18 protein-coding genes are annotated in these 13035 nt (G+C 34.5%); 2 read left to right on the top strand and 16 right to left on the bottom strand.

What is annotated here, in order from left to right:
• Positions 1 to 358: 358 nt before the first annotated feature.
• The 8 genes from BAQ44_RS01470 to BAQ44_RS01435 form a co-directional block, all read right to left on the bottom strand.
• Complete coding sequence (locus BAQ44_RS01470) at positions 359 to 694, bottom strand: IDEAL domain-containing protein (RefSeq protein ID WP_071720453.1); 336 nt, start codon at positions 692 to 694, stop codon at positions 359 to 361.
• A 114-nt stretch (positions 695 to 808) separates the two neighbouring features.
• Positions 809 to 1222, bottom strand: coding sequence for an Rrf2-family transcriptional regulator SaiR (saiR, locus tag BAQ44_RS01465; protein WP_001083470.1), 414 nt, complete (start codon positions 1220 to 1222; stop codon positions 809 to 811).
• A gap of 194 nt (positions 1223 to 1416) precedes the next feature.
• On the bottom strand, positions 1417 to 1551 hold the full coding sequence (locus BAQ44_RS01460; RefSeq protein WP_061680327.1) for a BA3454 family stress response protein: 135 nt from the start codon (positions 1549 to 1551) through the stop codon (positions 1417 to 1419).
• A 30-nt stretch (positions 1552 to 1581) separates the two neighbouring features.
• Positions 1582 to 1977: a transcriptional regulator SpxA gene (gene spxA / locus BAQ44_RS01455; protein WP_071720451.1), complete on the bottom strand. Its 396-nt coding sequence runs from the start codon at positions 1975 to 1977 to the stop codon at positions 1582 to 1584.
• 366 nt (positions 1978 to 2343) lie between these two features.
• Positions 2344 to 2910, bottom strand: a complete 567-nt coding sequence (locus BAQ44_RS01450; protein ID WP_071720449.1) for an SGNH/GDSL hydrolase family protein — start codon at positions 2908 to 2910, stop codon at positions 2344 to 2346.
• Between the two features lie 16 nt (positions 2911 to 2926).
• On the bottom strand, positions 2927 to 3751 hold the full coding sequence (locus tag BAQ44_RS01445) for an MBL fold metallo-hydrolase (protein WP_071720447.1): 825 nt from the start codon (positions 3749 to 3751) through the stop codon (positions 2927 to 2929).
• 28 nt (positions 3752 to 3779) lie between these two features.
• The gene (locus BAQ44_RS01440) at positions 3780 to 4337 is read right to left on the bottom strand and encodes a DUF7010 family protein (protein ID WP_071720446.1); all 558 of its coding nucleotides are present in this window, start codon (positions 4335 to 4337) and stop codon (positions 3780 to 3782) included.
• A gap of 27 nt (positions 4338 to 4364) precedes the next feature.
• The gene (locus tag BAQ44_RS01435) at positions 4365 to 5204 is read right to left on the bottom strand and encodes a phosphotransferase family protein (RefSeq protein ID WP_071720444.1); all 840 of its coding nucleotides are present in this window, start codon (positions 5202 to 5204) and stop codon (positions 4365 to 4367) included.
• Between the two features lie 175 nt (positions 5205 to 5379).
• On the opposite strand from BAQ44_RS01435, the gene BAQ44_RS01430 reads away from it, so the two are divergent.
• On the top strand, positions 5380 to 5589 hold the full coding sequence (locus tag BAQ44_RS01430) for a hypothetical protein (RefSeq protein ID WP_000801653.1): 210 nt from the start codon (positions 5380 to 5382) through the stop codon (positions 5587 to 5589).
• A gap of 31 nt (positions 5590 to 5620) precedes the next feature.
• Here BAQ44_RS01430 and BAQ44_RS01425 read toward each other — a convergent pair whose 3' ends face one another.
• The 7 genes from BAQ44_RS01425 to BAQ44_RS01395 all read right to left on the bottom strand — a co-directional run bounded on the left by BAQ44_RS01425 (position 5621) and on the right by BAQ44_RS01395 (position 11627).
• Positions 5621 to 6520 carry a PhzF family phenazine biosynthesis isomerase gene (locus BAQ44_RS01425; RefSeq protein ID WP_071720442.1) on the bottom strand — a complete coding sequence of 300 codons (900 nt, stop codon included), beginning with the start codon at positions 6518 to 6520 and terminating at the stop codon, positions 5621 to 5623.
• 8 nt (positions 6521 to 6528) lie between these two features.
• A complete protein-coding gene (locus tag BAQ44_RS01420; protein WP_071720440.1) occupies positions 6529 to 7302 on the bottom strand; it encodes a GNAT family N-acetyltransferase in 774 nt (257 codons plus the stop codon).
• The gene (locus tag BAQ44_RS01415) at positions 7299 to 8003 is read right to left on the bottom strand and encodes an SDR family NAD(P)-dependent oxidoreductase (protein ID WP_071720438.1); all 705 of its coding nucleotides are present in this window, start codon (positions 8001 to 8003) and stop codon (positions 7299 to 7301) included. The genes BAQ44_RS01420 and BAQ44_RS01415 overlap by 4 nt, the downstream gene beginning before the upstream one ends.
• Entirely contained in the window at positions 8000 to 8563 is a 564-nt protein-coding gene (locus BAQ44_RS01410) for a GNAT family N-acetyltransferase (RefSeq protein WP_071720436.1), read from the bottom strand. The genes BAQ44_RS01415 and BAQ44_RS01410 overlap by 4 nt, the downstream gene beginning before the upstream one ends.
• 182 nt (positions 8564 to 8745) lie before the next feature.
• Positions 8746 to 9294: a GNAT family N-acetyltransferase gene (locus BAQ44_RS01405; protein ID WP_071720434.1), complete on the bottom strand. Its 549-nt coding sequence runs from the start codon at positions 9292 to 9294 to the stop codon at positions 8746 to 8748.
• A 166-nt stretch (positions 9295 to 9460) separates the two neighbouring features.
• Complete coding sequence (locus BAQ44_RS01400) at positions 9461 to 10960, bottom strand: class I adenylate-forming enzyme family protein (RefSeq protein WP_071720431.1); 1500 nt, start codon at positions 10958 to 10960, stop codon at positions 9461 to 9463.
• A 133-nt stretch (positions 10961 to 11093) separates the two neighbouring features.
• Positions 11094 to 11627 (bottom strand): NAD(P)H-dependent oxidoreductase, encoded by a 534-nt coding sequence (locus BAQ44_RS01395; protein WP_071720429.1) that lies wholly within the window; start codon positions 11625 to 11627, stop codon positions 11094 to 11096.
• Between the two features lie 124 nt (positions 11628 to 11751).
• Between BAQ44_RS01395 and BAQ44_RS01390 the strand changes: the two genes are divergently transcribed.
• Positions 11752 to 12075: a winged helix-turn-helix transcriptional regulator gene (locus BAQ44_RS01390; RefSeq protein WP_001072996.1), complete on the top strand. Its 324-nt coding sequence runs from the start codon at positions 11752 to 11754 to the stop codon at positions 12073 to 12075.
• Positions 12076 to 12320: 245 nt separating this feature from the next.
• Here BAQ44_RS01390 and BAQ44_RS01385 read toward each other — a convergent pair whose 3' ends face one another.
• Positions 12321 to 12587 (bottom strand): ArsR/SmtB family transcription factor, encoded by a 267-nt coding sequence (locus tag BAQ44_RS01385; RefSeq protein ID WP_061680336.1) that lies wholly within the window; start codon positions 12585 to 12587, stop codon positions 12321 to 12323.
• Positions 12588 to 13035 lie beyond the last annotated feature (448 nt).

The following is a 13035-nucleotide window of genomic DNA, read 5'->3' as shown; positions in this document are numbered from 1 at the left end:
TCGAAAATTTACTTTTAAATTCTTCACCTAGTAAACGTAACTCTTCTTGTGTAACATCATTAATTTTATACATAAAATGGGTCATCCTTCCTTGCGGTATGCATGGAAGGATGACCCATTTAGTTAAATTTTATTCATTTCCTTAAGTTGATGGCTATGGCCCATATGGACAGCTTATTTACATCATTATTAGGAGTGGACAAACAAATCACTTCCATGTCATCTTAATTTTAGTTTTTTCAACTCTTCTTCAGGGACATTTCTATGTTTGTAATGAATGGCTTTTATTTCATTTCCTTTTAGATGATATTATTGATTATTACACGATTCAACCTATTCAAAATGAATAATATAACTTTTAAAATCCCTCATTAACTAGCTCTCTTATCGAGTTTAATTTTGCAGAGAGCTCAATAAACCATTCTTCATCCCCTGTTAATAATGCAAGGTCTATAAGATAAAGGATTTGCTCCTTATTTATTACCTTTGATTCAGGGAGTTTGTTAACGTGTTTACTAAAGAGTAAAATCGCTTCGTTCATTGTGTACTTGTCGTCACGTTTCACAATGCTAACTGTAACTACATCTTCCACTTCATCAAGTGATACAATGTAACCAACTATGAATTCACCATCATTTGATATTCCACGAACCCAATCTCCCACTTTTAAAACATGATTATTATTTGACACCATACCTTTTCACCTTCTTATAAGTATTTTTTGTAACGTTAAAAACTAACTCTAACTGTAATTATTTTCATTACAGTTGTTTTTGAAGAACTCACGGCTACATAATAATTAAGCCGCTTAACGTTCTTGATTAATAAGGTCAACAACTTCTTTCATTGTATAATTCTTTAAATATTCACCTAGATGTTCTTCCGCACCTAAGAAAATAGCAAAAAGAACTTTCCGCATGTTCGAACCTACAATACACTGATCATTTGATTCTGGACACTTCGGCTGCAATGCACCTTCAGAGGTTATTTGATAAATATTCCAAAGATTAATTTCACTTAAATCACGGGCAAAAATAAAACCTCCACCAGTTCCCTCTTTTGATTGTATAAACTTATGTTTTTTTAACAAACTTAGCACCTTTCGAATGCGTACTGGATGAACACCTGCACTTTCTGAAATAGCATTACTTGTTGACATCCGATCTGGCTGTAAAGCTAAATAAGTTAAACTGTGAATGGCCAAGGTAAAGTCGCTGTTCATTATTGTCCTCCTACGATAAAAAATATGATTTCTCGCTTAGTAACATACTGTAGCCATAAATATTACAGATAGGTTAGTCAAACGTTAAAATATATAAGAAACATGCTTAACATGAAAAAATAAATCCCTTTATATTCTATCAGAACTCCCCTATATCTCCTAACTTCATTTAACTTTTTAAGTTGCAAATAAATTTAAACAGTCCACTGTTTCTTAACTTGTTCTTCTGCCAATTGTTTAATTTTCGTCCAAATCGTATCTTTACTCACAATAACATTTGTGCGATAGTTTCTATCTTTATAATTAACTGTAACACATACTTCAATCACTTTTATTTCCTCCTTTCAAAATATTACTTATTAATTAGCCATTTTTTGCAATTCCATATTCAAAAATGTTCGAACGCTACGCGGTAAAAATTTTCGAATTTCATCCTCATTAAAACCAACCTGTAATCTTTTTTCATCCAGCATAATTGGACGACGTAACATTTGAGGATACTCAATTATTAATTTATAAAACTCATTAAGCGTAAGCGCCTCAATATTGATATTTAATTCCTGAAAAGTTTTAGATCTAGTTGAAATAATTTCAGTAGCACCATCTTCAGTTAAACGAAGAATGCATTTAAGTTCATCAACTGTAAGCGAATTTGATACGATATTTTTTTCGGTATAATCAATTTGATGTTCTTCAAGCCATGCTTTTGCTTTTCGGCATGAACTACAGCTTGCTGTCGTATATAAAATCACCATATTTTACACACACCTTTACTTTTTAAAATTATTATATAGATTATTGAAATGTATTAAAAAAAATTACAGTTTAGAATGAAATACACGTTATATTATTTATTCGAGAATATTTAATTTATCTGTTTTTTACAAACGATGGCAACTCACTTCTAAAAACTATACTGTAATTTTAAACTTTACAGTTCAATTAATCAACTGTTAAGTCTTGGATGCATGCCATTAGGGGAACAAATCATTTTCTTTTGTACGAATATCCCATAGTGTTACAGCTAATCACTTCTTTAAAGTACATTTTATCCCGCTATTTGAGTGCACCGCCTCAAAATTTAGCAAGAGCAAAAAAGCAAAGCGCGCACACTTTGCTTCTTACAAAATCCCTTTTAACTTTTTACCAATTAACTCCGCTACATATTCATAACCTTGTCGGCCAAAATGTAAACCGTCTTTTTCATCATCTTCTACAAATCTTTTATAATTCTGGTCTTGAATCATCTCAGCATATAAATTCAGAAAACAACTTCCTGTTTCCTTCGCCACTTCCTCTACTACACCTGCATACTGACCAAGTACTTTATTGGTTCTATTACGCTGGCGTTCTTCATCAACTGGTGCAGGACTAATAAGTAATACTTTTTCTGGTGAAATCATACTTACAATCTTCTCTAAATTACCTTTGTATACTTGTAATGGTACTGGATCAAATAATACCGAATCATTCGTACCAAGAAAAACAGTTACAAAGTCTGGTTTATGGGATAGTACATCATCTTCAACCCTATGTAACGCATCGAACGTATTATCACCCGGAACACCCGCATTTACTACCTTCCAATTTGAAAACATCTCTTGCAGACGCGGTGTTAACCTCGGCGTTCCATCAAAAAACATTTCATCAGCTGTAATACTATCACCAAAGCATACTAACGTTTTCATAGAGCTAATTCTCCTTTTACGTACGAAATAATTTTCCTTCTACCGCCTTAATATATCTTTCAGCAGAACGTTCCACTGCTTCATTTGCATTCTCCTTCACTACTCCGTGAAAAGCATTATATAAACGATTAAACTGTAACGGCTTCACGCGATTCGCCATTTCCTCCACTTTTCTCGCTGGTAATGGAATTAAGTTTGGATAACTGTACATGAAGCTCACCCACTGTCTATCCGCTACGACTTGAATAATATCACCTGTTAATAAAATACCTTTCCCATCATTTCCTTCTTCCCAATGTAATACAGAACCACCGCTAAAATGTCCTCCGAGACGATGAATAGTAATTCCGTCCTCTAATTGTAAAGACTCGCCAGACCAATAAATAATACGACTACTTGGTCGTACTACCCACTCTTTATCGTCTTCATGTATATAAATTGGTACATCAAACGTTTCTGCCCATTCTACTTGCGTTGAATAATAATGAGGATGAGATAGTGCAATCGCATCTAACCCGCCCCACTCTTTTATCTTCTCAATTGTCGTTTCATCTAAATAAGTAATACAATCCCATAATAAACGATAGGAATCTGTTTTCACGAAAAATGCCGTTTGACCGATTGCAAATTTCGGTTTTGTCGTAATACTATAAAGCCCATTTTCTTCTTCTATCATTTCATTTTTATATGTACCACTCGATTGCAAGGTTTCTAAAGTCGTCCAAGACTGCCCTTTCGGATTCACATATTGTCTCTCCTCATCACAAATAACACAACTTACCGGTTCTTCCACACTCGCTGCATACTGTACGCCGCACGTTGTACAAACGAAATTTTTCATAATAATTCCCCCTATCCCTATATTTTTATTAAGCTGTTTTTTGTTTATAATGATCTACATTTTTATTTTCGATTAATAAACCTATTAGAGTCAGTAAATAGACAGCTGTAACTGACAAAGGAATGACAGTAAATCCATTGTCTGCAAAAAGAATACCGCAAAATGCCGTTACGAATACAGTCCCTATTGACAATAAACCATAACTTTTACTCTCATAAATCCATACGTACGGTACAAAATGAACACCTATTAACATCGCTACTACAAAAGGTAACCACTCTGGAAATTGAAAATAGGCAAGTAATACAAACGGAATATTTAATACATTTATCCCGCCAATTAATCCAGCTAAAGTCCCGAGCGGATTTCCTTTCGCAAACATATCAATTTTTAATATGGCAGCTATCATTAAACCTAAAGGAAACACACAACCCATACCAATTAAATACACCCACACAACTTGCTTTTCTGAAAGAAGAATACCCGTTACACTCGCTACAATCCAAAACAAAATACCAGCTATTATAACAGGAACTCCTTTCTTCGTTTTTTGTGCTAAATCTTTTTTTGCTTCTGCTATGTTCATTTCAATATCTCCCCCCAACTATTTGTACTATAAAGCCGGATTGATTTCGTCCATCCAATAACGCCAAGCTACTAAATAATCTTCTAAATCTTTCGGGTGGTGCCTCAAACATGTATCTATACGCAAATATAATCCTATGACTATTTCCTCGTACAAATCTCGTTCTTGTTTATGAAATACACATTGTTTCATCACATAATTAATCGTTTCTTTCGTTAACTCTTCCGGAGTTGAACAGAACGCATAAATTAAGTCATATAAAGGATCTCCAAGGACTGGTAACGGATCAATTACTCCATGTAACTTATTCTGCTGGAATATAAAATTATGAAATCCGCAATCACCATGTAATAAAAATGGCTGATTTACTCCGGCGTCCCTATTTGCTAGTTTAAGAACAATTCTATACTCTTCCTCACTTATGTAACGTCTTACATTTTCATAAGCTGTTTTCACGTTTCCCGTTAAAAATTCATTCCAAGATTGAACCGGATTTTCTTTCCACCCCCAGCCATCTGCCTCTGGAACAATTTTATACTTATTAATAACTTCTTTTACAAGTGTACGAAGCGTACTTCGTTTATATCCTTGTTCGTACGACGTACTGCCTTCAAGGAAAGAATACACGAAATATGTATGGAAAGGTTCCTTATACAAAAGCTTTGACAATAAAGTATCCCCCTCATAAAACGAAAGAAAATGAGATTCTTCACGTATTACTTCCGCTTCATTCAGCTTTACTACATATTTTTCATCCAACAAATATACAGTACTTGTCGTTCCTCCGTTCAACACTTTCACACTATTTGGATAATGTGAAATCACTTTCTCCTTAACGAGTTGTGCAGCAATTATTGAAATGTCCATTTCCTCACCCTTTAATTCCGAAGATTCCCTTAATTAAAAAGACAACTTTACTATTATTTGACAAACAAATAGGAAACCCCTTCCAAAATCTTAATATAAGAAAAATTCATTTACTTTTATATTTCAAAAATAAGGAAATAATAAAAACAACGCTATATACATATAGGAGGTCAATATGAAACCTGAATTTTTAAAAGCTGTACATGATGCCATTGGTAATGTCGAACACATTCATATAGAAGAAAGCGGTGCTGACAGCTTACTTATCCATCATGATGATGCACAGCAGTTACAACAAGTCGCTAAAACGTTAGAAAACAACAATTTCCGCTCTGCTTTAAGAACAACTGGAGATGCTTCTTATATTGAAGTGTTGAACAGATAATGAAAGTCCGGATATATTCTGGGCTTTCTTTTTATATCGAAACTTCAAATTCGTTCACATACACCGCTGTTCCTGCAATATCTATTTGTAACTTCTCATTTTCTACATCTTTCGTTACATATACCGTTACACGACCATCTTTATTCATTTCCTGTCCTTGTTCCACGATTAACTCCATTTCATGATCAAAATCTTTCTTCAAATACGTCGCATAGTACGCTCCCATTACACCTGAAGCTGTTCCTGTCACTGGATCTTCAATCGTTCCCGCATAAGCCGATGAGAAATGACGCCCGTGCATTTGTGCCTGCTCATCATAAGTTTCTAAACAAACTGGATGAATAGAAGCTTTAGGTATTTCTTTTAATACGGATGGAAACACCTCATTGTTAGGTTTCATTCTCTCACATACATCTAGATTTTTAACCGGTACAAGTACGGTCCAGTTCCCCGTACTTCCATATACAATCGGCAAACTTACATCTACATCATTTTCTTCTAAACCGATACTATGAGCTAATTCTTCTTTTGAACCGGTAAATTCTTTAAACTGAGGTGCTGCCTGCCTCAGTTTAATAAAGGTTTCTCCATTTTCATTTACACCCATTTGTATCGGTAAAATCCCAGCCTTCGTTTCAATCGTAAGGTTACTTTTCTCTTCTAGTAAACCTCTTTCACACAAGGAAAATATTGTCCCTACTGTCCCATGACCACATAAATCCATTTCAAAACCAGGGGTAAAAAAGCGCATTCTTATATCTGCTACTTTTGAAGAAAGGACGAAAGACGTTTCATTAAATCCAACTTTTTCAGCAATAAGCTGCATTTCCCCTTCCGTTAATCCATCCGCATCTAATACAATACCTGCTGGATTCCCCATATTTGGTTTATTCGTAAATGCATCATAATGAAATACCTTTATAGTCTTCATTTTTTCTCCTAACTTTCTTTAAAAATTTTATAATAAAGCTCTATCTCCGTTTTCACCGAACAATTATTTCTCCAAAATATCTTCTGCATCTTTTCATTTGAAGTATGTGTGCTGCCGATGTAATAAGTAGCGCCCATTTCCTTTAACATATGTAAAGATTGAAGATGCAGTTGGGAAGAGATTCCTTTCCCGCGATAATGAGGCATTACCCCAAAGTAAAATAATCGTCCTTCACTTTCTGTTCCAGTCTCTATATGCGGTATAGACAAACCAACCGGCTCATTTTTATCATAAAAAACAATGCATGACTTCTCCCAACCTTTACCTAACTCTGTTTGCACTGAATGAAAATGCTCATCAATATTTAAAGTGGAAGTTTGATTTCCTGAATTCAACATACATTGCTCCCAAATGCATTTAAAATCTTTTACCGATAACGTTTCTTCTATTGAACGGTATGTAAATTGTTTTCCAAGCGCTTCTACATTGTCTAACTCTCTACACACTTCTATCTTTGCTGCATATAAAGAAAAACCCGCATCAAGTAACACTCTCGCGCTTGTGTTATAACTACTAAACCTTTTATTCAATACAATACTCGCTCTTTTCAAATCCCAGTTAAAACAAATTTCTTCAAATCTACTTATCTTTTCTTTATAAGTTTGTACGTTATAAAAGGCATCTTCTTCTATTTCTTCAATCGTTACTGCATTTGGTAAGCCATTTAATACTTTTTTAGAAGGACCAAATAAACTTTGAACAACTGTAAGATCGTACTTCACCACTTTAATTCTCCTATCCCAGGCTCAATAAACTTCCCTGAAACATCCTCATTTGAATCGATTACCCAACCATATATATTTTGCGCTCCTTCAGCCGGAGTCATATTCGCATCAAAGGCACCAATGTCAGTCTTTAATTTTCCAGGGTGAATTGCCGTTACACCAATTCCTTTATTCTCAAACTCTTGTTGTAAGCAGAGTGTTAACATATTTTGTGCAGCTTTAGCAATTCGATAGGAATATGAGAACTGACCTTGCGGAAACTCTTTACTCGCCATTTTATGTAATGACCCTAAGCGAGAGGACACATTTATTATTCTCGGATGATCCGATTTCTCTAAAGCTACATATGTACCTTTTACAGCTCGAATTACACCTAAGCAATGAATGTTAAATAAGTCCGTTAACTCTTCTGAATTCGTCTGTAAAATCTCAGTCTCCTTTCCAGTAATTCCAGCGTTATTTATAACTAAATCAATATACTCTGTATATTTCTTAAGCTGGTTCTTAATTTGCGCCGTACTCTCATCAATCGATAAGTCTGCCAATATAGGAAAACATCTACAACTAAACATTTGCTTCAATTGCGTTACCGCAGCCTCAGTTCTAACTAACGGATAAACGATATGCCCATGTTCATGAAATACTTTCACTAACTGTAACCCTAATCCGCGATTTCCACCTGTAATTAGAACTCTCATATTTCCATCTCCTTATTTTTAAAATAAATAAGAAAATCCATCCACTTATCCTTCTCTAAAGAAAAAGCCTCTCTCTTGCATTCCAATGAAAAACCTGCTCTTTCCGCGAGACGGACGGACGGCTTATTATCAACATGTATATGTAATTCAATTCTATGAAAATGAAGACTATTAAAAAATAACGATAACGCAGCTTTCACACTTTCCATGCCATATCCATTTTTCCAGTATTGATTATGTATGGAATACCCCATCATCGCCCATTGATAGTCCATACGTAAAATTTTTATAAGCTGTAGCTTTCCAATATTAGCCCCATCTTCTTTACGAAAAATACCTAATACATACATCTCATCTCGATGTGCTGCTTCATCAAAACCTCTTATCCATTCCGTGAACCATTCTTTCGTTGAAGACGACATGTCATGATAGCCATCATCGTATTTATACTGAGCTGGTAACCGCATTTGGAATCCATCTAGCCAACTTTTATAATCTTCTTTTTGAAACGGACGGATACTAAGTCTCTCTGTCTCTACTTGTAATAGCGGCAGCTTCATTTATATCTCTTCCTTTAATTATTAATTGAATATTCTTTATTATCTTACAAGAAATAGAAAATCTAGTAAATTATTATGTTTTTGATGAACAGAGCTCTGTTAAACTACAATGCCGATTTTTAAGACATACAAAAAGGAAACCCCGTTCTGAAGGGTTTCCTTTTGCCATCACACTACCAATGTTATCTATGATTTAAAAAGGTATATTCTGTCTTTAATATTCCATAAACATCGACATCTTCATATGTATTTAATAAAAGTCTATTCTGTCTCAATGTGCCTTCTTTACACAAACCCGACTTTTCTAACACCTTAATCGATGATCTGTTTCTGGAAATAGCAGATGCCCAAATTTTATTTAGACCTAATTCAATAAAGCCAAAATGAATCATTCTATTTACAGCCTCGGTTGCAAAACCTTTCCCCCAATAATTCTTACCAATCCAATAACCAAGCTCACCTCTATTGTTACCTTTGTCAATTCTTAGTGTAATTGTACCTACAATTTCTCTTGATTCTTTAGAAATGATTCCTAAAGGATATTCGATTCCTTGCCTTATAAGTTCTGGTTGCATATCGACCCAATCTTGCGCGAACTCCAATTTATATGGGTGTGGAAGCCCAAGAATATTGGCTAATTCCTTGTCATTAGCTAATTCTTTAATTCTACATACATCATCATTGGTAAAAGGTTCTATACATAAATTCTCAGATTCTAATTTTATAGCCACATTTTCTCCCCCTTGTACTGAAATTAATTAACTTCCTTTATTTTCAATATTACACTAAAAATAAACAAAAAGTTTCAAACATTAACAATATCCACTAACAGAATCATAAACAAAAAATCCAGCTATGCTTTGTACATAACTGGATTCCTCATCATCTAATCACTTTTTATTTTACAAGTACACCTTCTCTTAATTCCCTCTTCAATACTTTCCCTAACGCATTTTTTGGTAATTCTTTCATAAATACAACTTCGGGTATTTTATAACTTGCTAGTTTTTCTTTACAGTGCTGTCTAATTTCTTCTTCCGTTAAAGACGTTTGCGTATCTTTTACAATGTACGCTGTCGGAATCTCTCCCCAAAAGTCATCTGGAACTCCAACCACTGCAACTTCTAAAACACCATGTAGTTCATGAACGATATCTTCTACTTGATCTGGATATACGTTATCACCACCGCGTATAATAACATCTTTATATCTTCCCATAATATGCAGGAACCCGTCGTCATCTATCATGCCAGCATCGCCCATGTTAAACCAATTATCTTTTACTACCTTGTTTGTCGCCTTTTCATTATTCCAATATCCTTTAAACATGTATGGACTTCTTACATGAATCTCTCCGACTTCATTTGTTGCTAGTTCATCACCTGTTTCTGGATGAACAATTTTCAGCTCTACATGTTTCAGTGTTTTCCCTACAGAAGACATCTTTTCTTTTCCCATCATTGGATGCAAAGATGTGACTACCCAACCTTCTGTACTCCCATATCCTTGCACCATATAAATTCCTTTTTCCATATATTTTTGAATAAGTGTTTCTGGCACTTTTGTACCACCGCTTTGTGCTACTTTAAAAGTTGAAATGTTTCGTTCCTTTTTATTTAGCTCATCAAGCATGTAGCTATAAACAGCTGGGAACGCAAGCATCGTCGTAACCTTCTCTTCTTCAATCTTATCCCAAATAAGAGTAGGATTCGAATCAGCTAAGAAGATCATCGTAACACCATGATAAATACAATTTAAAATAGACAGCACGCCACTCATATGAAATAAAGGATGCACGGATAAAAAGCGTTCACCTGCTGGAAATTCTCTTTGGCCCGCAATTTCAGTAAAATAATGATGTAAGTTTTTATGTCCAATTACACATGCTTTTGCCTGTCCAGTCGTTCCTGAAGTAAATAAGTAAATCGCATCATCATCTTCATGAACTTCTACGTTCGGTTCTGTCATTGGCTGTTCTTGTAATGTTACTTCAAATGTACCAAAGCCTTCTTCTGTCGTTTTAATTACATAAGGAATTTCTTTAACAGCATCACTCTTTAAAACTTCATGAAATTCTTCATCAATAACTAACACTTTTAATTTTGCTTCTTTTACAATCGTTTCTAATTCATACACAGTAAGCTGATGATTTAGTGGAATACATACAGCTCCAATTTTTAAACTTGCCATCATAACGCTTGGAAACGGATGATTATTTTTGCATAGTATTCCAATGCGATCCCCTCTTTGTACACTGTTCTGTAACAAATAGTGTGCAAACTGATTTACTCGTTCATTATACTGTTGAAACGAATACCTTTTCTCTCCGCCTACAAGCGCTTCCAAATTTGGTGACTGCATTGCTCTTTTTTGTAATAATTTTTGCATCGTTCTCAAGTAAAACTCCCCTTTATATATGTTAGGTTTTTTATTTTGCCAGATTAACTATTAATTTACTAAAGATTACACTTAGTGAATATAAAATCAATAAAAATAGCCATCTACTTAACAAGTAAATGGCTATTCCCTTTTATATATTAGAATACTGCTTATTCATCACATATCGTACATACTCAGGCGCACTTTTATCAATCTCTTCATCACTTAATTTATATTCGGCACCATATAAATAAAATGAAGGTATAAATTCCATGTCTGTATATAAGCACGTAGCTTGAAATGGTTTCGTCAACTCATCCATCGTAATTCCGCTATTTTCATAGTCTTTTTCTAATCCACCTATAGAAATAGCTAAACCAAATTCTTTCCCCTTCACCTTATCTCCTTTTGATCCGTACGCAAATCCATATGTTAATACATCATCAAACCATTTTTTTAATAATGGTGGTGAGCTATACCAGTAAAGCGGAAATTGAAATATATATCGGTCATGTTCTACTAATAGCTTTTGCTCTTCTTCCACATTAAACTCCCAATTCGGTGCTACTTTATATAATTCATGCACCGTAATTTCATCCGAATGTTTCTCAAGTTCTTCTATCCATCTTTTATTAATTTTTGATTTTTCAATATCAGGGTGTGCTACAATTACAAGTGTTCTCATCATTTCCCATCCCCTTTTCAAATTATTCAATCCTTTACGTATTAGTATGGATGAGTCACATATAATTGAAAAGTACGTACTTTAAAGTGCTATAGGAACCTTAAAGTACCTTTGGAGGTGTTATATGAATCAAAATGAAGACTGTCCAATTGCAACGACACTTGATGTTATCGGCGGAAAATGGAAAGTGCATATTTTATGTGTTTTGATGGATGGAAAAATGCGAACAAATGAAATAAGACGAGAAATCCCAAATATTACACAAAAAGTTCTTACACAACAACTTCGGCAACTTGAAGCTGACGGGATTATCCATCGTACTGTATATCAAGAAGTACCACCAAAGGTTGAATACACAATAAGCGAGTACGGGAAATCTTTAATGCAAATTATGGATGAACTATGTGAATGGGGAAAAGATCATCAAATCAAAAGATTACATGACTAAAAAAGCGTACCCATTTCTTTACAGACTAGCGGGAACGGCACATCACTATCAAGCTAACAAAAAGACCTTAATAAGAAAGCTTTCATTTTTACAGTCCATTTAAAATTTAGCTTGATAGTGATACGGCAAGACCCAAATAAAGAAATACATTAGACAAATAGAAAAACAACAACAAATACGACTAACGTTACTAAGAACATTACAGTTACTGGAGTGCTTTCTTTTGAAGTCTAAACATTCACCCTTTAAGCTAAACTTAATAATATCGCTTTTGTACGGTTATCCGTTACTTCATAATAAATTTCTAATCCTTTCCGAGTACCTGTAACGACTTTAGTAGCTTTTAGTTTAGATAAATGTTGACTAATTGTACTTTGAGGCATTTGTAATGTTTCATACATTGTCGTTACGTTAATAGGACCTTTTGCAAGCATTATTTTTACTAATGATAAACGGACCGGATGCGCCAGCACCTTTAATACTTCAGTGATTTCTTCATACATTTCTCTCATATTTTTTCTCTCCTTTTATATAAAGTGAAACTTTAATCAGTGGGGGTTTTCTTCATCCCCCACTGATTATTAGTTGAACCAATCGGGCTTTTATGGGCAGTTGATCCCCCGCCTAACTTCTTTGCTTTCGCTGAATTTTGAGGCGGGGGTCTTACTGCCCATTAAAGCGGGATAACTATTAATGATATCCATATATATAATTCGAAAGGATATACGATTTTATGTCCGTCATTTTAAAAAAATATTAAAAAATCTCTTCAGATGGAGGGAATCCTCCCTATTCTATAGATTATTCTTTCACTCGATATTATCTGGTAGGGGCCTTCCTTACTGAGACCCTCTGCCGTTGCTCCCTTGCTGGTGCCCATTATTCCCTTGCGATTCTCTTCCGTTGTTTCCTTGACCATTTCCATTATTCCCTTGCGACCCTCTACCATTGTTTCCTTGG

Origin of the sequence: Bacillus mobilis, assembly GCF_001884045.1 — a bacterium.
Lineage (GTDB): Bacteria > Bacillota > Bacilli > Bacillales > Bacillaceae_G > Bacillus_A > Bacillus_A mobilis.
Note: the sequence above shows the minus strand (reverse complement) of the source record. Positions and strands in the feature narration are given on the sequence as shown.

Excerpts from the sequence above, each read along its gene's own strand:
- BAQ44_RS01470 (WP_071720453.1), bottom strand. The coding sequence starts at position 694 with ATGGTGTCAAATAATAATCATGTTTTAAAAGTGGGAGATTGGGTTCGT.
- saiR (WP_001083470.1), bottom strand. The coding sequence starts at position 1,222 with ATGAACAGCGACTTTACCTTGGCCATTCACAGTTTAACTTATTTAGCT.
- spxA (WP_071720451.1), bottom strand. The coding sequence starts at position 1,977 with ATGGTGATTTTATATACGACAGCAAGCTGTAGTTCATGCCGAAAAGCA.
- BAQ44_RS01450 (WP_071720449.1), bottom strand. The coding sequence starts at position 2,910 with ATGAAAACGTTAGTATGCTTTGGTGATAGTATTACAGCTGATGAAATG.
- BAQ44_RS01445 (WP_071720447.1), bottom strand. The coding sequence starts at position 3,751 with ATGAAAAATTTCGTTTGTACAACGTGCGGCGTACAGTATGCAGCGAGT.
- BAQ44_RS01440 (WP_071720446.1), bottom strand. The coding sequence starts at position 4,337 with ATGAACATAGCAGAAGCAAAAAAAGATTTAGCACAAAAAACGAAGAAA.
- BAQ44_RS01435 (WP_071720444.1), bottom strand. The coding sequence starts at position 5,204 with ATGGACATTTCAATAATTGCTGCACAACTCGTTAAGGAGAAAGTGATT.
- BAQ44_RS01430 (WP_000801653.1), top strand. The coding sequence starts at position 5,380 with ATGAAACCTGAATTTTTAAAAGCTGTACATGATGCCATTGGTAATGTC.
- BAQ44_RS01425 (WP_071720442.1), bottom strand. The coding sequence starts at position 6,520 with ATGAAGACTATAAAGGTATTTCATTATGATGCATTTACGAATAAACCA.
- BAQ44_RS01415 (WP_071720438.1), bottom strand. The coding sequence starts at position 8,003 with ATGAGAGTTCTAATTACAGGTGGAAATCGCGGATTAGGGTTACAGTTA.
- BAQ44_RS01410 (WP_071720436.1), bottom strand. The coding sequence starts at position 8,563 with ATGAAGCTGCCGCTATTACAAGTAGAGACAGAGAGACTTAGTATCCGT.
- BAQ44_RS01395 (WP_071720429.1), bottom strand. The coding sequence starts at position 11,627 with ATGAGAACACTTGTAATTGTAGCACACCCTGATATTGAAAAATCAAAA.
- BAQ44_RS01390 (WP_001072996.1), top strand. The coding sequence starts at position 11,752 with ATGAATCAAAATGAAGACTGTCCAATTGCAACGACACTTGATGTTATC.
- BAQ44_RS01385 (WP_061680336.1), bottom strand. The coding sequence starts at position 12,587 with ATGAGAGAAATGTATGAAGAAATCACTGAAGTATTAAAGGTGCTGGCG.